Raw genomic sequence first — 18,622 nt, 5'->3', positions numbered from 1 at the left:
CGAACTGGTTCAATTCGGGTTATACATCTGACTGATTTTCATCTGAATCTCTAAATATAGTGAGCACTTTTCTGCTCGTTTTCAGCTTGTCTGATAATCATAAAAAATTTGATGATTGGCAGATAAAGTTATGCAACATTCTGCCGACGCTGTATTGCAAGCACATGAAACTGGACACAGTTTTCTGTTTCAGATGAAGATAACAGCTGATCTTTCGATTGCAACAGTAGCGACTTGATCTACATGGTGGATATAGAACCTCTGCTCACAGCATGCCGCTGAATATTCTGTACCGAGAAGTTTTATTTTTCTGCAAAAATTAAGCTAGAATGATTGTGTTTTTTCAGTTGCTTAAAATAAAGGGCAATGCTTTGCACTGCCCAACCTGACACTCTTCAACTCAAACTTTTCGCAGCCTGGATGCGTTTATGCTGACACATTTAACCCTGATCAATTTTGCCTTAGCCGACCGTTTAGCCATTGATATTGAATCTGGTTTTAACGTCCTGACCGGGGAAACAGGTGCCGGAAAATCATTATTGCTGGATGCACTTTCGGCCTGTCTAGGCGAACGCACCGACACCAATTATGTTCGTTATGGCGCAGACAAGGCCGATGTCACTGCCACCTTCAGCTATCATGACGGTAGTCCAGAAGCCGAGTGGCTAAAACAGCAGGAACTGGATGATGAATCGGGCGAAATTCATTTACGCCGGGTAATTTTCGCCACCGGACGCAGCAAGGCCTGGATTAACGGCCGTCCGAGCAGTCTGTCTGAGCTCAAAGAAATTGGCCGTTTGCTGGTGCAACTGTATAGCCAGCACAGCCAGCAGCAGCTGTTAGAACCGCCTTATCCAAAACACTGGCTGGATCGTTATAGCAATTTTTATGCGCCAGCTCAGGCCGTACGCGATGCCTATAGCCAGTGGCAAAAAGATATTCGCCAGCATCAGGCGGCTTTGGATGCCCAGGCGACGCGTAAACAGCGCATCGACACACTGGAATTGCAGCTGGAAGAATTAGAAGAAGTGGTCCAGGTCGATTATGCCGATATTGAACAGGAATTTGATCGCTTAAGCCATCATGAAGCGATTATGCAGGATTGTGCCTATAGTCTGAACGGGCTGGATGAAGCAGAGCCAAACCTGAGCCAGGAACTGTCCTCGATTTTACGGCGTCTGGAAAGCCATGCCGGCCGCAGTGAACAGCTGTCAGAAATTTATACTTCCCTGCTGAATGCGCAAAGTGAAATTGAAGATGCCACCGCCAGTTTGCGTCATTTTATTGACCGGCAGAGTTTCGATCCGGAGCGGATGGAAGAACTGAATTCCAAACTGGAAATTTTCCATCGTCTGGCCCGTAAATATCGCACCCAGCCAGAATTATTGAAAACCGAATATGACAACTGGCAGGCCGAGCTGGAACAACTGCATCAGCTGGAAGATCCGGAAACCCTGGCCGAACAGGTCGAAGTGTCCTATCAGAACTTTTTGGCCAAGGCCGAACATTTAGACCAGATTCGACGTGAAGCTGCCGGACCTTTGGCCAAACAGCTGACCGAACAGGTGAAACAGCTGGCCTTACCAGAAGCACATTTTGAATTTAAATTTGAGCCTTTAGAGCAGCCATCGAGTGAAGGCTTAAGCTTTATCCAGCTGCTGTTTACAGCCAATAAAGGCATTCCAGCACAACCACTAGCGCGTGTCGCTTCGGGCGGTGAACTGTCGCGTATTGCGCTGGTGATGCAGGTCATGAATGCTGAAAAAACCGAAGCAGAAGTGCTGGTGTTTGACGAAATTGATGTCGGGATTAGTGGTGGTACTGCAGAAATTGTGGGGCGTTTACTGGCCGGTCTGGGGCAGCACGTACAAATTCTGTGTATTACCCATCAGGCGCAGGTTGCGGCTCAGTCTGACCAGCACCTGCTGGTGAAGAAACAGCAGACTGATCCGGCCAGTAGTACTATTTTAATGCTGCAAGAAGAAGAGCGGATTCTGGAACTGGCACGGATGACTGGTGGCGTCGAAATTAACGAAACCACCTTGCAGCATGCCAAGCAGTTACGTCAGCTCAAGTTTCAATCTGGCGTATAAAATCACTGAAAAACCACAAAAAATGTTTGGTGAAATAGCAATCCTCTTGTAACGTGATGATTAAGACCTATATCTATATCAGAACATACATTTTAGGAGAAAGGCTTAGGTGACCAAACAATATCTGACACATCGCTGTCTTATTGCGCCACCCGAGATAAATGATGACTTTTTTGCGAATACTGTCATTTATTTGGCGCGTCATGATGAAGACGGGGCGCAAGGCATTATTCTCAATCGTCCGGCAGGGATTCAAATTAAAGAGTTACTGAATGATCTGGATATTGAAGCCGATCATGTCCATCCACATGAAGTATTGCAAGGCGGGCCGCTGCGTCCGGAAGCCGGATTTGTGCTGCATACTGGCCAGCCAACTTGGCATTCATCCATTGCGGTTGGTGAAAATGTCTGTATTACCACTTCCAAAGATATTCTGGATGCCATTGCCCATAACGAAGGCGTAGGCCGTTACCAGATTGCCCTCGGCTATGCCAGCTGGAGTAAAAACCAGCTGGAAGAAGAAATTTCGCGTGGTGACTGGCTGATCTGCGATTCAGATATGGATCTGATTTTTAATCTGCCCTATAGCGACCGTTGGGATGCCGCCTACCGGAAAATCGGAATTGACCGCACCTGGCTTGCTTCAGAGATTGGCCATGCCTGAGTCTGCTGTACACCTGATTATGGCCTTCGATTTTGGCACCCAGAAAATGGGCATGGCGGTGGGTCAATCCCTGATTGAAAGCGCCACGCCGCTGGCCCTGTTTCCCATGAAAGATGGTATTCCAAACTGGGATGAACTGCTGAAACTGGTGAAACAGTATCAGCCAAATCTCTTTCTGGTTGGCTTGCCACTGAATATGGATGATAGCGAGTCAGAGCTGTCGACCCGGGCGCGCAAGTTTGCCCGACGTTTACGTCATCAGACCAATATTGAAACCCTGATGGTAGATGAACGTTTGACCACGCGTGAAGCCCGTGATGAACTGGATCATTATCAGGCTCAAGGACGCGGTAAAAAAATTGCCGCCGACAGTATTGCGGCCGCCCTGTTCATTGAAAGCTGGTATCGTTATCCGCAAGGCGTCCAGCCTTAAAATCTCGCTGTTGACGTCCAAATCCCCTTTCTCTTGGTTTTCAGCTCAATCCGGTCTGTTATGATAGTCAGTACCGGATTTTTTCATTGATCTTTTTTTACGTTGTAGAGTAATCACTGATGGCAATATCGAGTTTTGGCAAAATTTTGATGGTTCTGAATTTATTTTCAGTGTCACGTCCGGTGATTAATGTCGATATGATCAGTGAAGAACTGGGCCTGTCCAAACCGACCAGCTACCGCTATTTAAAAGAACTGGTTTCGGCCGAATTATTGCAGCGTTTAAGTGGGACTTCGGGCGATTACACCCTCGGCTCGAAAATTGCAGTGCTGGATTATATTTCCCGCACCACCGATCCACTGGTGCAAATCAGCATTCCGTTTATGCAGGATATTGTGCAGCGTACCGAATTTTGCTGCGTACTGACCTATCTGAATCAGGATGCCTGTATCGACCTGCATGATGAAGTATTCCAGCATATGAATCTGCTGTCCTATGGCCGCGGCTGCCCACGTCCGGTGTATATGGGTTCGTCACCGAAAATCATGCTGGCGCATTTACCAAAACAGAAAATGCTGAATTATTATCAGCGTTTTGCCGTGCAGTTCCGTCAGTCCGGTTTTGCCCAGGATGAAGCCGAGTTCATCAGCAAAATGAAAAAGATCAAAAAACAGGGCTATTACTATTCTAGTGGTGAACTGGAACCGCAACTGGCCGGCTTGTCGGTGCCGATCAGACTCTCCAATAAAACAGCACCATTCACCCTGACCTTACTGGCCTCCAAAAACCGCTTTGAATTTGTCAATGTCGAAAAGCTGATTGCCATTTTGCAGGAAAATGCCGCGCTGATTGAACAGAAAGTTGAAAGTCTGAATCCACATACCTAGATTGATCTTTATCAAAATACAGCTGTTAAGATCAGCGTGGTGAGATAAATCTCTGCCCTGCCCGGCCTTTGGATCACAACCAGCATTAGAGTGGATAAAAATAGCGAAAGGTTAAATTGATTCGCGGCGTCACCACACGGCTGGATTTGGGCAGGCTGTGCTTCCAGTAGCGCTGGGTCTGCCCACGCATCACAATTAATTGACCACTCTGTAGCAGCAGCTCGACTTTTGCTGCGCTGTGTTTGTGCTTAAAGCTAAATTTACGGGTTGCACCCAGACTTAAAGAAGCAATCACCGTTTCTGCACCCGGAGATGCGACCAGACTCGGTTCATCATCACTGTGCCAGCCCAGTCCCTGACTGCCATCTGCATATAAATTGGCTAAACAGGAATTAAATGGATGTCCCACGATCTGTTCAATCTGCTGTTTTAACTGCCACAAAGCCGGATGCCAACGCTGCGCCTGCTTCAAACTGCCCGAATAACGATACTGATAATACTCATCACCATACCAGGCAATTTTCCGCGCGGTGACATAATGTTTGCCAAATAAGGTGACTTCATCGGCTTGCCAGGCCAGCTGCTGTAAACATTGCTGCAAGTAAGCGTGACTGTCCTCAACGGACAGAATCAGCCCATAATCCTGCACGATCCCCTCATAGGGCAACAGATTCTGCCGCGGCTCGGGCGGAAACAGTTCCAGATTCATTGTGGCGTTTTCCTGCGAAGCGGAACTTCAGTTTAAACCCAAAACGGCTTCACAAATCAAAACATTCTCTGTGCTTGTGAGCCACGCCAAATCGACATAGACTGAAAAACAGGTTTTAGAATAAAAAATAATTGCTTATGAACTTATGGCAGCTCTTTCAGAAGCTCAAGCCCTTTGTGCGGCCGTATCGGCTGCTGGTGATTGCCACGCTGATTCTGACTTTAATTGGTTCTCTGACCGCACAGGTCAATGCCCTGACCCTGCAATATGCCGTCGACAGCATTAACCGGCTGGTAGAAGCCGGTCAGGGGCTGGCTGAAGGCTGGCAGATTCTGATAACCATTAGCGCCATTTTACTGGGCAAGGAAATCATTAATGCCTTTGTCCAATTCGGGCAGAAATTTTATGGTGAAAAACTGCGGATTTTTGTGTCGCAGGATTTGGCTCAAGGCATTATTGAGAAGTTCCTGACTTACCGGCTGGCGTTTTTTAATCAGGATAACAATCAGGCCGGCAAGCTGCAAACCCGGATTGACCGCGGCATTGGCTCCCTCACCCGGCTGGTACAAATCTTTTTTATTGATATTTTACCGTTATTTACCAGCGCGATTATTGCCTTAGGGCTGATGTACTGGGCCAATTTCTATGTCGGACTGGTGGCCTCGGCCATTGTGCCCATTTACTTCTGGCTGACCTATAAACAGGCCCAGAAACTTGGCAGCTGGCGCCGCAATTTACGTGATGGCCGCGAACGGAAAAGCCAGGGTATTCTGAGTATTATCAACTCGATTACCGTGATCAAATCCTTTAACCGGGAACATATCGAATCGGACAAACAGCTAAAACTGCAAAAGGAACTGACCGATAACCAGATGCATACCCGGCAGACCAGCTTCCTGTTTGATGGCCTGAAAACCTTTATTGAACAGATCGGAATTGTGCTGATTATTATCCTGACTGCCTATTTTGTGCTGGATGGCCAGATGAGTATCGGCATGATCATGTATCACGTGTTGCTGTTTAATAACGTGTCGGCACCAATCCGTTCACTGCACCGGATTTATGATGAAGTGAATGATGCCATGATCTACTCGGAAAGCTTTTTCCAGATTCTGGAGGCCGATGATGAAATTGAAGCCAGCGGTGCACAAAAACCGGTAATTCGCGGGCAATTCAATTTAAGCGGGGTCGAGTTTTATTATCCGAACGGGCATCATGCCTTAAAAAATATTGAGATGTGCATTCAGCCCAACAAGATTACCGCGCTGGTCGGCCTGTCCGGTGCAGGGAAATCGACCCTGATCAGCCTGCTGGATAAATTCTATGAACCGCAGCAGGGCAGCATTCAGTTAGATGGAGTGGATTTAAAAGACATCGACACCCAATACCTGCGTGACCATATCGGGCTGGTGCTGCAAAAAAACCATATTTTCCAGAGCAGTATTTTTGACAATATCCGCTATGGCAAAACCGATGCTTCTCAGGAAGAAGTGATACAGGCGGCCCAGAAAGCCTCGATTCATGAGCAGATTTTGCAGCTCCCGCAAGGCTATGATAGTGATGCCCTGATGCTCTCGGGCGGTCAGCAGCAGCGGATTGCACTGGCGCGGATGTTCCTGAAAAATCCACCGATTATTTTTCTGGATGAACCAACCGCCAGTCTGGATGCCATTGCCACCGAGCAGATCAAGCAGAGTCTGGATGAAATTAAACAGGGCCGTACCGTGGTGATTATCTCACACAGTCTGTCGCAGATTATTGATGCCGATTACACCTATGTCATGAAAGAAGGCGCGATTGCCGAACACGGCGAACATGACACGCTGTACCATCAGGACGGTGTCTATAAAGAAATTTTTGATGCGATGGCCAAAAGCCTGAATATTGAAAAGATTGCCCGAACCTTTGAAGATGACGCAGAAGAAGAAACCCATAGTTAAACCGCAATCCGGTTAAAGATGAAGGAATGATTCTGTATTTTTTAATCCATAAAAAAAGCTCCTGTACAGGAGCTTTTTTGCCTTAAGGCTGTTTTAAATACGGCCAGGCGGCTTTTAAATAAATAAACATCGACCACAAAGTCAGCACCACCGCAGTATAGAGTAAGGCATAACCAAGCAATTCCAGTGGCTCCCAGTTCAGCAAGAACACGGAAATCGCAATCATCTGAAATGCTGTTTTATATTTCCCGACGGTAGAGACCGCCACGCTGGTACGCGCGCCAAGTTCTGCCATCCATTCACGCAAGGCCGACACGGTAATTTCACGTGAAATAATTACAATCGCGGCAAAGGCCATGGAAATGGTCGGCTGCCATTGCACCAAGACAATCAGGGCGGCTGCCACCATCAGTTTATCCGCCACCGGATCCAGGAAACGGCCAAAGGCTGAGGTCTGGTTTAAGGTTCGTGCCAGATAGCCATCAAACCAGTCAGTGACGGCAGCAATCACAAAAATAGCGGTCAGAATCAGATGCCGGGTCATCCCTGCATCATGATCATGGATTCCCATGGCAGGCGGCCAGTAGGCCACCAATAAAAATACGGGAATTAAGGCTATACGCGCTAAAGTTAAAATATTTGGAATGTTCAGGATTCGACCTGTTGTCATAGACACCGCCAATGCTTCCCCGTTATGCACGAGCTAAATGCACATATTTTTTGAGGGTTTATCCATCGTTAATAGGCTTCACTTTATACGAAATGGCAGAAAGTGTCACTAGGCAAAGACCGTTACGGTTTGCCGCGAAATGGCAATCAGCCGGTTTTCAGCATCCCAAAGATGCGCCATTTCAGTAGAATAGCCATCTGCCGCATGCTCAGTAATCACTTTATATTTAAACCAATCATGCACTTGGTGGCGGATCGGATGCACATAAGTAATATGCCAGGTCAGCGAACTGGCCGGTGACAAGGTTTTAAATAAAGGCAGTACACCCGGTGGCCAAATGTCCATCAGTGTGACCAGATCGGCCACAGTAAAGTCGCGGTTGGCATGTTTTTCTGGCGTATAGCGGCACCAGCCACCAAAATCGGACTGCTGGCTGCCGGTACACGGATAATCGCCTTCGGCCCAGCACACCTCAAACTGCTGATAACATTCCGGCATCAGCTGATGCACCGGTAAATAGTTAAGCTGCGCTGGTGCAGGATAATCCGGCGCCACCGGTTCCTGCTGTACCTGAATAGTGGACTCACGCGCCGCGCCAAAGCTGGCCAGCAAGATGCTTTGTACCGCATCATCCTGCCATAAGCGCACTTCCAGCGTGGTCACCGACTTGCCCTGTCGCAAAATTTCTGCACTGATTCTGGCCCGGTCTTCCCGCACCGGCCCGACAAAGGTCACCGATGCACTGAGCAGACGTTTATCCGGGTCGGCAATCACCGAAAGGGCTTTCTGCATCATCAGTCCGGCCACCAGTCCGCCATAGATGGTTCGGCCCTGTAACCAGCCTGTTGGAATCTGAATCCATTCATCCTGCTCGATTGCGGCAAATACAGAACGCAGCGACATATATTTTCCTTTTTATTGAGTGCGCTTCATCTTGCAGCTTTTCAGTGTGGATGTGAATGGTCAATCGTATACTGGCCAGTGACTATTTTTGCCAATAGGTCAAATATGCCGGACTTATTCGTGCAGAATTTTATAGATGGTCCGCGCCATGACCTGCCCCAGTCCCGGTACCAGCATCAGGTCTTTTTCCGAGGCTTTTAGCACGCCCTGAATCCCGCCAAAATGGGTCAGCAAATCACGGCGGCGTTTCGGGCCCAGGCCGGGAATCACTTCCAGCACCGAACTGCCGCGTTTTTTATCACGTTTGGCCCGATGCCGGGTAATGGCAAAACGGTGTGCTTCATCCCGCACCTGCTGAATCAGATGCAGGGCTTTATGGTCTTCCGGCAGCTGGATTTTGCTGCCATCGGTAAAATGCAGGGTTTCCAGTCCAGGTTTACGCCCCTCGCCTTTGGACACGCCGACCATAAAGGCTTCCAGTCCCAGTTCCTGCATCACTTCCATCGCCATATGCAGCTGGCCTTTACCGCCATCAATCAGCAGTAAATCCGGCAGCATGGCTTTTTTATAGCGTCGGGTCAGGGCCTGACGCATTGCGGCATAGTCATCGCCTTCGGTAATGTCATTGATGGAAAACTGGCGATAATCGCGTTTGCGCGCACCGCCCGAATCAAACACCACACAAGACGCCACGGTCGCTTCGCCCATGGTGTGGGAAATATCAAAACATTCAATCCGGTCAATAGGACGCCCCACCACCTGCTCCAGCTGATGAAAACGCTCATTCAGCTCGAAGTGATTGGCCAGCTTGCCTTTAATCGCATGTTGCACGTTCATTTGTGCCAGTTCCTGCCATTCGGCCCGGGTTTCACGGACTTTGTGCTTGATCTGGACTTTCTGCTGAAACTGCTGCTGTAGCGCCTGCTCCAGCTCTTTGGCATCTGGCAGTTCCACATTGACAATCAGCTCGGCCGGTACTTCATCGGCGACCTGAAAATAGAAGTTGGCGATAAAATCGGATAACATCTGGCCCTGATCATCTCCGAGCATATCCGGGAAATAGCTTTTCCCGCCCAGCATCTTGCCATTGCGCACATGCATAATCTGCACACAGGTCACCCCAGCCTGATAGGCAATTGCCAGAATATCGGCTTCGCCTTTGACCTTATAAATGGCCTGTTGTGCCTGTACATCGCGCAGCAAGGCCATTCGGTCCCGATAAAACACCGCTTTTTCAAATTCCAGTGCTTCAGCCGCGGCTTCCATTTTGGCAATCAGTTCCTGATTCAGTTCACGGGTATCGCCCTGTAAAAAACGGATCGAGTTCTGCACATCTTCCTGGTAGGCTTCCGGTGAAATCAGCCCGACACAAGGCGCCGAACAGCGTTTGATCTGATATTGCAGGCAGGGACGTTTGCGCTGGGAAAAATAGCTGTTTTCGCACTGGCGCACATTAAACAGCTTTTGCAGCACGATTAAAGTATCGCGGGCGTTGTAGGCACTTGGATAAGGCCCGAAAAATTTACCGACCTGATGCTTGCCTTTGCCACGGCCACTGGCAATCCGCGGATAAGGCTTGTCACTGGAGACAAAAATATAGACATAAGATTTGTCATCGCGCAGCATGATGTTATACGGCGGCCGATGCAGCTTGATCAGGTTCTGTTCCAGCAGCAAGGCTTCGGTTTCAGAGCGTACCACCAGCGTTTCAATATCATAAATCCGCGCCACCAGCGCCTGGGTTTTCGGATGTTCGATGGTTTTTACGAAATAGCTGGACACGCGATTTTTAAGATTCTTGGCCTTGCCCACATATAACAGTTCCCCATCTTTACCCAGCATGCGGTAAATACCGGGCAAGGTGGTCATATTGGCCAGAATTTTGACAATATGTTCGCGTGCGTTTTCGTTCACATTCAGCCTATTTATCGATCTCGTCTGCTCTAGCATGATGTGATGGTGATTCTGCTATTTTCAAGCATTGCCGCGCAAGCATGCCGGCAGAAATGACATGATTGCTACAAAGTCTTAGTGCCACAGACAAATTTTGCTATGCTGAACAGCTTGTCCCGCTCAGGATTCAGTTTATGCACACCGCCCACTCTGCCATGCATATTATTCAGCCGACCACCTCAACACATGCGACATCGGAAAAAGACCGCCTGATTGGCAAACCGCGCTTTCATTTTGAACCGCGTGAAGTGATGCAGCTGCTCAGAACCCGGATTATTGGACAGGACACAGCCTTAACTGAAATTGAAAAAATGCTGCATGTGGTCAAGGCAGATTTTTCCAGCCCGGAACGTCCGCTGTCGGTGACTCTAATGCTGGGGCCAACTGGCGTCGGTAAAACTGAAACTGTCCGGCTGATCAGTGAAGCGATTTATGGCCGCCCGGATGCTTTTTGCCGGATTGATATGAACACGCTGGCACAGGAACATTATGCAGCAGCACTCACTGGTGCACCGCCGGGCTATGTTGGCTCCAAAGAAGGCCATAGCCTGTTTGATGAAACTGCGATTGCAGGCAGTCACACCCGCCCCGGCATTGTGCTGTTTGATGAACTGGAAAAAGCCTCGACTGAAGTACTGCGCGGGCTAATGAATGTGCTGGACACCGGCAAACTGACCCTGACTTCTGGCACCAAAACCATCGACTTTCGCAATTGCATGATTTTCATGACCAGTAATGTCGGTGCTCAAGCTGCACAGCAATATCTGGACAAGCTGAATCTGTTCCCGAAAAAAATGCAGGACCTCTGTCTAAAACGTCTGCCGGCCAGACAGATTATTGAAAAGGTGATGCAGCGCCGTTTTGATCCGGAATTTCTCAACCGGATTGACCGGACCCTGCATTATGCGCCGGTCCAGGAAAATGCCCTGCCGCAACTGGTCGAGATTGAACTGGAAAAACTGAACAAACGCCTGCAGCATCAGAAGCGTCAGGTACAGCTGACCGATGCCGCCAAGGCTTATTTTTATCAAGGACATGATATTCGCTATGGCGCCCGGCATTTGGGCCGCCGCATGCGCACCGAACTGGAACCGATTCTGGCGCTGTATTTCCTCAGTCATCCAGAGCAGCTTAGTCTATGTCTGGACTGTCAGGATCAGCAGCTGTTGATTCAGCCGGACCCAGCGACCAGCACTGAATCAGGACGATAAAGGCTGTTTAATCGCGGCGCAGAATTGCTCCGGATGCCGCGGCGACACCAGCACAAACTTGTTCACGCCATCTTGCTGATAGTCAATCTTTAAGCGTTTTAAGGACATGGCCGGAGATGCCACCGAGTTATTGGTCGGTGATACTTTTTGAATCTGCGCCAATGGGATGCGCCAGCTTAAAAACAGGCAGCGGATGGTCAGGCAGTCTTCGCTCACACGATAGCGGGTATTCCACACCGGCCACCAGATCACCACAATGGTCAGCAGATACACCGCGGTATGCACCGGATACGCTTGCATGGTGCCTTTGGCCTGCATGGTCAGTAACAATTGCACCAGCAGCCCGGTCATACAGATCAGAAAGGCCAGCACCCACCAGTCAATTTTGGAACGAAATTTCTGCATTATTTTCCCCTTTACTGTCTGTATCTTACACAAAATTTATGGGGGCTGCTGTATTGGGCCGTGCAGAAAAAAAACGCCCATGTGGGCGTTTTGGTTGGAGTGCAAAAGATCAGCATGTCATCTTAAAACAGATAAGGCCGGATAAAAATCAGGAAGAATAGCCCCAGCATCAGCACCCATTTTAAAATGTAATATAGGGTCCGGTTTCTGGCTTTCAGGGCCTTGGCTTGAATCCGGATCTGATAAACATAGGCAAAGACTTTATTCAGGCCGCCGGTACGATCGCCGACTTCATTGGGCGAGCTGGCCGCCGTCATCACCTTTTTACCAAACCAGTGATTAAACTTTTGCATCCAACGGGTAGTTAACGGCCGCTCGACATCGGCAAAGAAAATAATCCGGTTCTGCGTAGTGCCGTTTTCAGCATAGTGAATATAGGTTTCATCAAATACCACACTTTCACCATCACGCCATGAATAGCGCTGGCCATCGACATCAATAAAGCAGCGCTCATCATTCGGGGTCATTAAGCCCAAATGATAACGCAGCGAACCGGCATAAGGATCGCGATGCCGGACCAGGCGGCTGTCTGGTGCCAGTTCGGTAAACATTGCCGCTTTAATACTTGGCAAGGTTTTTAATAAAGCCGTGGTTTTCGGGCACAGCTCGGCCGCAGAAGGATGCGCGGTGTCATACCATTTCAGGTAAAAGCGTTTCCAGCCGGTTTTAAAGAAAGAGTTAAACCCCAGATCATCATATTTGCTGGAGGCCTTGATGCCGCCTTGTTCATACAGCGCTTTGGCCTCATCGCGAATCATCTCCCAATGTTCATCCAGCACTTTTAAATCCTGAAAATGCTGGGTGTCGATGTAGGGCTGATTCGGTACGCGTGAAAAACGGTACATCAGAAAATTAATCGGGGCGAACAGGGTCGAATGGTCAAAGAACTGACGATAAAACGAATGCCGAACTTTGCCGCGTTGCTGGATATAAAACGCTGAAATGACAAAGATGGCCAGAATAATCCACTTAAGCATAGCAACATCCGGGAAATTGCCGCCCTGTACAGGGACGACAGACAAGCCAAAATATCGGCGAGTATAACAAATTTAGCTAGGCCAATCAGCCAGGCGTTTAAGACACAGCGTTGCAAAACTGGCGCTGTTCAGGTGCTTGCAATGCCCTGTCCATTCACACAAATTGACTTTTTTGACCAAAACACCACAACTCCGGCATGGGCAGTAGCAGCTTTTTCCGTTATAAACAGAAGGCAACCGCGCCAAAAAAGTAAAACTGAAACAAGTACTTCATCTGCTTTTAAGCGAAATAAGCAGGAGAAGAAAGGGAACAAGACCTTGATTGGGCATAGAAAAATTGATGACCCTTGCGTCACGGCTTGATACAACTTGTTATGTTCTTTTTCGATATAGTTATCGTAAGATTAGCGAGGCATAGAAGTGTGCGGGAAATGCACACTCGCTTCACAACATCAACTTAGAAATCCTCCAAAATAAAGGAGATCAGGCATGATCCACGCTGGCAATGCCATTACCGTCCAAATGCTTTCGGACGGAATTGCAGAATTCCGCTTTGACTTACAAGGTGAGTCGGTCAACAAATTTAACCGTGCAACGATTGAAGATTTTAAAGCTGCAATTGACGCTGTCAAAGCCAATAGTGAAATTAAAGGCTTGGTGGTCACTTCAGGCAAATCGACCTTCATCGTGGGTGCAGATATCACTGAGTTTGGTGAAAACTTCGCACAAGGCGAACAAGCAATTGTGGAATGGGCGTTGCCTGTTCACGACATCTTCAACAGCTTTGAAGATCTAGATATTCCTAAAGTCGCTGCCATTAATGGTATGGCGCTGGGTGGCGGTTTTGAAATGTGTCTGGTCTGTGACTACCGTGTCATGTCCGAACAGGCGCAAGTCGGCCTGCCAGAAATCAAGCTGGGAATCTTCCCAGGCTTTGGTGGTACGGTTCGTTTAAGCCGCGTTATTGGTATCGACAATGCGGTTGAATGGATGGCAATGGCCAATCCGAAAAAACCGGCTGCAGCATTAAAAGATGGTGCAGTAGATGCCGTTGTTGCCGCGGACAAACTGACTGAAGCCGCAGTTGATCTGGCTAAACAGGCAGCAGCTGGCCGTCTGGACTGGAAAGCAAAACGCCAAGAAAAATTAGACCCTGTAAAATTGAACCCACTTGAACAAATGATGGCGTTCAACACAGCCAAAGGTGCGGTATTAGCCAAAGCGAATCCTGCACAATACCCAGCACCAAAACTCATGCTGGATTCTTTACAAGCAGGTGCAAGCTTGCCACGTAATGACGCGCTCAAAGCTGAAGCTGAAGGCTTTGCTAAAGCTGCTGTAACGCCTCAAGCAGGTGCGTTGATTGGTTTGTTTATCAACGACCAAGTGGTGAAAAAGACCTCGAAAAAATATGAAAAAGGTGCACATCCTGTGAACCAAGCGGCTGTACTCGGCGCGGGTATCATGGGTGGTGGTATTGCTTACCAAGCGGCAAGCAAAGGCACACCAATTATCATGAAAGACATCGGCAATCCACAATTAGCATTGGGGATGTCTGAAGCAAACAAATTGCTGACCAAGCAAGTTGAACGTAAAAAAATGACACCTGCCAAAATGGGTGAAACTTTGGCGCGTATCCGCCCAACTTTAAGCTATGACGAGTTTAAAGAAGTAGATATCGTGATTGAAGCTGTGACTGAAAATCCAAAAGTCAAAGGCATTGTGTTGGCTGAAACTGAGAAAAATGTTCGTGACAACACGATCATTGCTTCAAATACTTCAACCATTTCGATTACACGTTTGGCTGAAAACCTACAACGTCCAGAAAACTTTGTCGGCATGCACTTCTTTAACCCAGTGCACATGATGCCATTGGTAGAAGTGATTCGTGGTGAAAAAACTTCACCTGAAGCAATTGCGACCACTGTGGTTCTTGCTCAGAAAATGGGTAAAACACCAATTGTTGTGAACGACTGCCCAGGCTTCTTGGTGAACCGCGTATTGTTCCCTTACTTTGGTGCATTCGACTTGTTACTGAAAGATGGTGCAGACTTCCAGCAAGTCGACAAAGTCATGGAAAAATTCGGCTGGCCAATGGGTCCTGCATACTTAATTGACGTTGTCGGTATCGACACGGGCGTTCATGGTGCAGAAGTTATGGCAGAAGGTTTCCCTGACCGCATGAAGCCAGACTTTAAAGGCTCAATCCAAGTCATGTACGAAAACAAACGTCTTGGTCAAAAAAATGACGTAGGTTTCTACAAATATGAATTGGATCGCAAAGGCAAAAAAGCCAAAGTAGTTGATCCAACTGCATACGAGCTTGTGGCATCTGTGGCAACATCTGAAAAACGCGAATTTGATGCACAAGAAATCATTGACCGTATGATGCTAGCGTTCTGTAACGAAACTGTTCGTTGCTTAGAAGACAACATTGTGGCTACACCATCTGAAGCAGATATGGCCATGATTATGGGTGTAGGTTTCCCTCCATTCCGTGGTGGCCCATGCCGTTACATCGACCAAACAGGTGTTGCTGAATACGTTGCGCTTTGCGACAAGTATGCACACTTAGGAAAAGCTTATGAAGCGCCACAAATGTTGCGTGACATGGCTGAAAACAACAAGAAATTCTACGGTTAAGGAGCGACGTGAATGGCTACTTTAAATCCACGTGACGTTGTGATTGTTGATGGCGTACGTACTGCCATGGGCAAAAGCAAAAACGGTATGTTCCGCAATGTACGTGCTGACGGCATGTCTGCGGAGCTGGTTCGCGCTTTAGTTGCTCGTAACCAATTTGATGTCAACGAAGTTGAAGATGTAATCTGGGGCTGTGTCAACCAGACTCTGGAACAGGGCATGAACATTGGCCGTAACATTGCCTTACTGGCTGAACTGCCAAAAACTGTAGCGGGTCAAACCGTGAACCGTTTATGTGGTTCATCGATGCAGGCGATTCATACTGCAGCGGCGCAAATTGCCACCAGCCAGGGTGATATTTTCATTATTGGTGGTGTTGAGCATATGGGCCATGTGGGTATGATGCACGGCATCGACCTGAACCCTGAAGCCTCTAAATACTATGCCAAAGCATCTAATATGATGGGCTTAACAGCGGAAATGCTGGGTCGTATGAACGGTATTTCGCGTGAAGAGCAAGATGCCTTTGGTGTGGAATCACATCGTCGTGCATGGGCTGCAACACAAGAAGGTCGTTTTAAAAACGAAATCATTGGCATTGAAGGTCATGACGCAAACGGCTTTAAACAGCTATGCGACATCGACGAGGTGATTCGTCCAGATGCCAACCTTGAGGCGTTCCAAGCTTTACGTCCTGTATTTGACCCGAAAGGCGGTACAGTCACTGCGGCAACATCTTCAGCATTGTCTGATGGTGCATCTGCGATGCTGCTTATGTCTGCTGAACGTGCACAAGCTTTAGGTTTGAAACCACGTGCCGTGATTCGTTCAATGGCGGTTGCCGGCTGTGATGCGGCGATTATGGGTTATGGTCCAGTACCAGCAACGCAAAAAGCCCTGAAACGCGCTGGCTTGTCGATTGCTGACATTCAAACCTTCGAGCTGAATGAAGCATTTGCTGCACAAGGTCTGTCTGTACTGAAAGGCTTGGGTATTTATGACCAGCAAGACCGCGTTAACCTGAACGGTGGTGCAATTGCATTGGGTCACCCATTGGGTTGTTCGGGTGCACGTATCACCACCACATTGCTGAACGTGATGGAACAACAAGATACCCAAATTGGTCTTGCGACCATGTGTATCGGTCTTGGTCAAGGTATCGCGACCATTATCGAGCGTGTTTAATCTTTAAATACCAAGATAAAAAACCCCGCTTAATGCGGGGTTTTTTAATCTGAACCTTTTGTTTTAATTTCTAACTCGAATTGTGACTTATTGGTATCAGATGTATTAATAGGATTATCATGAATTAATCCTCCACAAACTACTGCAACAATAGTAAGAATTATCAATGTCATCCAACGGAGCACATAATAATTTCTTGTCTCGACTTTACTATTTAATGAAGATATCCAAGAAGTTAATAAAATAATAAGTAGGCTAAAGGACAACAATAGAATAGAGGTTACAAATACTAAAACTAATAAATTTCCATTATTCTGTAATAATTCAACAGTTGCTCTTATTAAACTCATTCCTCCAAATAAAGCCACAATAATAGATGCAAAAATACCTAGGATAGTGACAAATTGGGTTGTCATATTTTTACTGGTATTTTCAGCTTCACTCCTAGCTAGTTTAGCTTGTTCTAATGCATGATTTGACGCATTTGATGCATTATCAGCGTTGATAAGTGCAGTGCTAACTTTTTCCGCAATAGCATTTGCACTTTGAACTGCTATAGCAGAGGTCTCAGAAGCTTTTTTTGCATCCTCTAGAGCATCTTGGACCTGAATAGTGGCCTGATTAGCACTACCTAGCGCATCTTCTGCTCTCTCTGAGGCTTCTCCTACTTTGGTTAAAATTGATTGAGAGTTCTTTAATGCCTCATTAGCTGCTTCTTTTGCTTGATTTGAGATTTCTGTAGCTTTATTAGCTGTCTTCAAAATAAAATTTTTCTGTATAACAGCAAGACTAATATGGCCAACAAATTTCCTATAACAAGCTTTTATATGCTTAATACAAGTATCTTGAGAAGTTTCTTCTCCTCTCCTTGTTGTCCCATCCATTATTTTAATTAAATTTGAAGGAACCCCTGAAATACGTAAATTTTTTTCTATTCTCTCTTCTATCATAGTTTTTAATTCATCTAGCTCACTCTTTTTAAAAGAATATTCTTCATTAAAAACTATCTCAGTAATTCGGTCATATGCTAGCTCGTAAAAAGTTTCACCAGCTTCACTAACTAAATATGCAGGAACTTCTTGAATAAAATACGCAGCACACGCACTAATTAGCCGTCTATTACTTAAAGTATCAGACGGCGCTAAGTGACTTTTTATAAGCTTTTCTAAACTCATATAATTTTTGTAGCTGAACGTAACTCCTCTATAGAATAAGTCAGCCCTCGTCCCCCACTTTTAATAATTGATTCATAATTTGACCATGCTGGTTCTTGATGAGTCATTTCCACAAGCTCAAAAGCATCTTTATTTATTAGTTTAGATATAACATTTTGTGCCAGAGATATAATAGATGGATTATTACCCTCAAAATTTTCTTTATCAAACTCTTTAATTATAAAATCAGTATCTTCATCTTCTACTAAAGAGAACTCAATTTCTGTACTTGGCATTGTAATAGCCCGTCCACCATAAGTTTTAAATTCATTGTACACACTCGGTAAAACTGGTCCAAACTGCCACTTCTCAATTTTCTCATTATCTGTAAAAAATTCACAAGCATCAGTATTGTTCGCGAAATAAGTCGCGACAATGTAATATAAAATTTTTTGAAGTTTAAGATGAGTAATTGGGTACTGTGGGTATTTCTCAATTGCTTCACATATGATGTAGTTTGCTAGATTTAGTGCTTTCATTTCTTACCTCCACTCATACCCCCAACTTATAAGTTAATTCCTCAAAATTGGTCGGAGTATTATCCCTGTTTTTTTATTTTTATAAAGTAAAAAGTATATTCTTTAACCTTTTATTTAACATCATACGACACAAGTTGTCACTAATTTTTCTCTCGGTTAAACAGCTTAAACGCCCCATGTGCTACATCGGGCGTTT

General features: G+C 46.7%; 16 protein-coding genes. 8 read left to right on the top strand and 8 right to left on the bottom strand.

Annotation, left to right across the window (positions count from 1 at the left end):
• The first annotated feature begins 428 nt into the window (after positions 1-428).
• The 4 genes from recN to VF685_RS06045 all read left to right on the top strand — a co-directional run bounded on the left by recN (position 429) and on the right by VF685_RS06045 (position 4,077).
• The gene (gene recN, locus VF685_RS06060; protein WP_127798521.1) at positions 429-2,093 is read left to right on the top strand and encodes a DNA repair protein RecN; all 1,665 of its coding nucleotides are present in this window, start codon (positions 429-431) and stop codon (positions 2,091-2,093) included.
• A gap of 109 nt (positions 2,094-2,202) precedes the next feature.
• Positions 2,203-2,757 (top strand): YqgE/AlgH family protein, encoded by a 555-nt coding sequence (locus tag VF685_RS06055; RefSeq protein WP_005181761.1) that lies wholly within the window; start codon positions 2,203-2,205, stop codon positions 2,755-2,757.
• Positions 2,750-3,190 carry a Holliday junction resolvase RuvX gene (ruvX, locus tag VF685_RS06050; protein ID WP_075167604.1) on the top strand — a complete coding sequence of 147 codons (441 nt, stop codon included), beginning with the start codon at positions 2,750-2,752 and terminating at the stop codon, positions 3,188-3,190. The genes VF685_RS06055 and ruvX overlap by 8 nt, the downstream gene beginning before the upstream one ends.
• 119 nt (positions 3,191-3,309) lie before the next feature.
• A complete protein-coding gene (locus tag VF685_RS06045) occupies positions 3,310-4,077 on the top strand; it encodes an IclR family transcriptional regulator (RefSeq protein WP_016659660.1) in 768 nt (255 codons plus the stop codon).
• An 85-nt stretch (positions 4,078-4,162) separates the two neighbouring features.
• On the opposite strand, the gene VF685_RS06040 is transcribed toward VF685_RS06045, so the two are convergent.
• On the bottom strand, positions 4,163-4,786 hold the full coding sequence (locus VF685_RS06040; protein ID WP_286385107.1) for an alpha-ketoglutarate-dependent dioxygenase AlkB family protein: 624 nt from the start codon (positions 4,784-4,786) through the stop codon (positions 4,163-4,165).
• Between the two features lie 137 nt (positions 4,787-4,923).
• Between VF685_RS06040 and VF685_RS06035 the strand changes: the two genes are divergently transcribed.
• A complete protein-coding gene (locus VF685_RS06035) occupies positions 4,924-6,726 on the top strand; it encodes an ABC transporter ATP-binding protein (RefSeq protein ID WP_127801108.1) in 1,803 nt (600 codons plus the stop codon).
• 82 nt (positions 6,727-6,808) lie between these two features.
• On the opposite strand, the gene pgsA is transcribed toward VF685_RS06035, so the two are convergent.
• The 3 genes from pgsA to uvrC all read right to left on the bottom strand — a co-directional run bounded on the left by pgsA (position 6,809) and on the right by uvrC (position 10,213).
• Positions 6,809-7,396, bottom strand: a complete 588-nt coding sequence (pgsA, locus tag VF685_RS06030) for a CDP-diacylglycerol--glycerol-3-phosphate 3-phosphatidyltransferase (RefSeq protein ID WP_034598126.1) — start codon at positions 7,394-7,396, stop codon at positions 6,809-6,811.
• A gap of 108 nt (positions 7,397-7,504) precedes the next feature.
• The gene (locus tag VF685_RS06025) at positions 7,505-8,299 is read right to left on the bottom strand and encodes a thioesterase family protein (protein WP_005181735.1); all 795 of its coding nucleotides are present in this window, start codon (positions 8,297-8,299) and stop codon (positions 7,505-7,507) included.
• Between the two features lie 114 nt (positions 8,300-8,413).
• A complete protein-coding gene (gene uvrC, locus VF685_RS06020) occupies positions 8,414-10,213 on the bottom strand; it encodes an excinuclease ABC subunit UvrC (protein ID WP_005181732.1) in 1,800 nt (599 codons plus the stop codon).
• A gap of 173 nt (positions 10,214-10,386) precedes the next feature.
• On the opposite strand from uvrC, the gene VF685_RS06015 reads away from it, so the two are divergent.
• Positions 10,387-11,463, top strand: a complete 1,077-nt coding sequence (locus VF685_RS06015) for an AAA family ATPase (RefSeq protein WP_127798513.1) — start codon at positions 10,387-10,389, stop codon at positions 11,461-11,463.
• Here the strand turns inward: VF685_RS06015 and VF685_RS06010 are convergent.
• Both VF685_RS06010 and lpxO read right to left on the bottom strand, forming a co-directional pair.
• Positions 11,452-11,868 (bottom strand): PH domain-containing protein, encoded by a 417-nt coding sequence (locus tag VF685_RS06010; RefSeq protein ID WP_005181729.1) that lies wholly within the window; start codon positions 11,866-11,868, stop codon positions 11,452-11,454. The two genes, VF685_RS06015 and VF685_RS06010, sit on opposite strands and share 12 nt — an antisense overlap.
• A 122-nt stretch (positions 11,869-11,990) precedes the next feature.
• On the bottom strand, positions 11,991-12,905 hold the full coding sequence (gene lpxO / locus VF685_RS06005) for a lipid A hydroxylase LpxO (RefSeq protein WP_075167599.1): 915 nt from the start codon (positions 12,903-12,905) through the stop codon (positions 11,991-11,993).
• A gap of 489 nt (positions 12,906-13,394) precedes the next feature.
• Here lpxO and fadB point away from each other — a divergent pair, with 489 nt between their 5' ends.
• A complete protein-coding gene (fadB, locus tag VF685_RS06000; protein ID WP_286385104.1) occupies positions 13,395-15,548 on the top strand; it encodes a fatty acid oxidation complex subunit alpha FadB in 2,154 nt (717 codons plus the stop codon).
• A gap of 12 nt (positions 15,549-15,560) precedes the next feature.
• Positions 15,561-16,733 (top strand): acetyl-CoA C-acyltransferase FadA, encoded by a 1,173-nt coding sequence (fadA, locus tag VF685_RS05995; RefSeq protein ID WP_286385103.1) that lies wholly within the window; start codon positions 15,561-15,563, stop codon positions 16,731-16,733.
• Between the two features lie 44 nt (positions 16,734-16,777).
• On the opposite strand, the gene VF685_RS05990 is transcribed toward fadA, so the two are convergent.
• Entirely contained in the window at positions 16,778-17,908 is a 1,131-nt protein-coding gene (locus VF685_RS05990; RefSeq protein WP_286385102.1) for a hypothetical protein, read from the bottom strand.
• Positions 17,905-18,426 (bottom strand): Panacea domain-containing protein, encoded by a 522-nt coding sequence (locus tag VF685_RS05985; RefSeq protein WP_286385101.1) that lies wholly within the window; start codon positions 18,424-18,426, stop codon positions 17,905-17,907. Before VF685_RS05985 ends, VF685_RS05990 begins: the two co-directional genes overlap by 4 nt.
• Positions 18,427-18,622 lie beyond the last annotated feature (196 nt).

Source organism: Acinetobacter sp. Brlt_5, from assembly GCF_051949055.1.
Lineage (GTDB): Bacteria > Pseudomonadota > Gammaproteobacteria > Pseudomonadales > Moraxellaceae > Acinetobacter > Acinetobacter indicus.
Note: the sequence above shows the minus strand (reverse complement) of the source record. Positions and strands in the feature narration are given on the sequence as shown.

Coding starts and splice junctions, on each gene's coding strand:
- recN (WP_127798521.1), top strand. CDS start 429: ATGCTGACACATTTAACCCTGATCAATTTTGCCTTAGCCGACCGTTTA.
- ruvX (WP_075167604.1), top strand. CDS start 2,750: ATGCCTGAGTCTGCTGTACACCTGATTATGGCCTTCGATTTTGGCACC.
- VF685_RS06045 (WP_016659660.1), top strand. CDS start 3,310: ATGGCAATATCGAGTTTTGGCAAAATTTTGATGGTTCTGAATTTATTT.
- VF685_RS06040 (WP_286385107.1), bottom strand. CDS start 4,786: ATGAATCTGGAACTGTTTCCGCCCGAGCCGCGGCAGAATCTGTTGCCC.
- VF685_RS06035 (WP_127801108.1), top strand. CDS start 4,924: ATGAACTTATGGCAGCTCTTTCAGAAGCTCAAGCCCTTTGTGCGGCCG.
- pgsA (WP_034598126.1), bottom strand. CDS start 7,396: ATGACAACAGGTCGAATCCTGAACATTCCAAATATTTTAACTTTAGCG.
- VF685_RS06025 (WP_005181735.1), bottom strand. CDS start 8,299: ATGTCGCTGCGTTCTGTATTTGCCGCAATCGAGCAGGATGAATGGATT.
- VF685_RS06015 (WP_127798513.1), top strand. CDS start 10,387: ATGCACACCGCCCACTCTGCCATGCATATTATTCAGCCGACCACCTCA.
- VF685_RS06010 (WP_005181729.1), bottom strand. CDS start 11,868: ATGCAGAAATTTCGTTCCAAAATTGACTGGTGGGTGCTGGCCTTTCTG.
- lpxO (WP_075167599.1), bottom strand. CDS start 12,905: ATGCTTAAGTGGATTATTCTGGCCATCTTTGTCATTTCAGCGTTTTAT.
- fadB (WP_286385104.1), top strand. CDS start 13,395: ATGATCCACGCTGGCAATGCCATTACCGTCCAAATGCTTTCGGACGGA.
- fadA (WP_286385103.1), top strand. CDS start 15,561: ATGGCTACTTTAAATCCACGTGACGTTGTGATTGTTGATGGCGTACGT.
- VF685_RS05990 (WP_286385102.1), bottom strand. CDS start 17,908: ATGAGTTTAGAAAAGCTTATAAAAAGTCACTTAGCGCCGTCTGATACT.
- VF685_RS05985 (WP_286385101.1), bottom strand. CDS start 18,426: ATGAAAGCACTAAATCTAGCAAACTACATCATATGTGAAGCAATTGAG.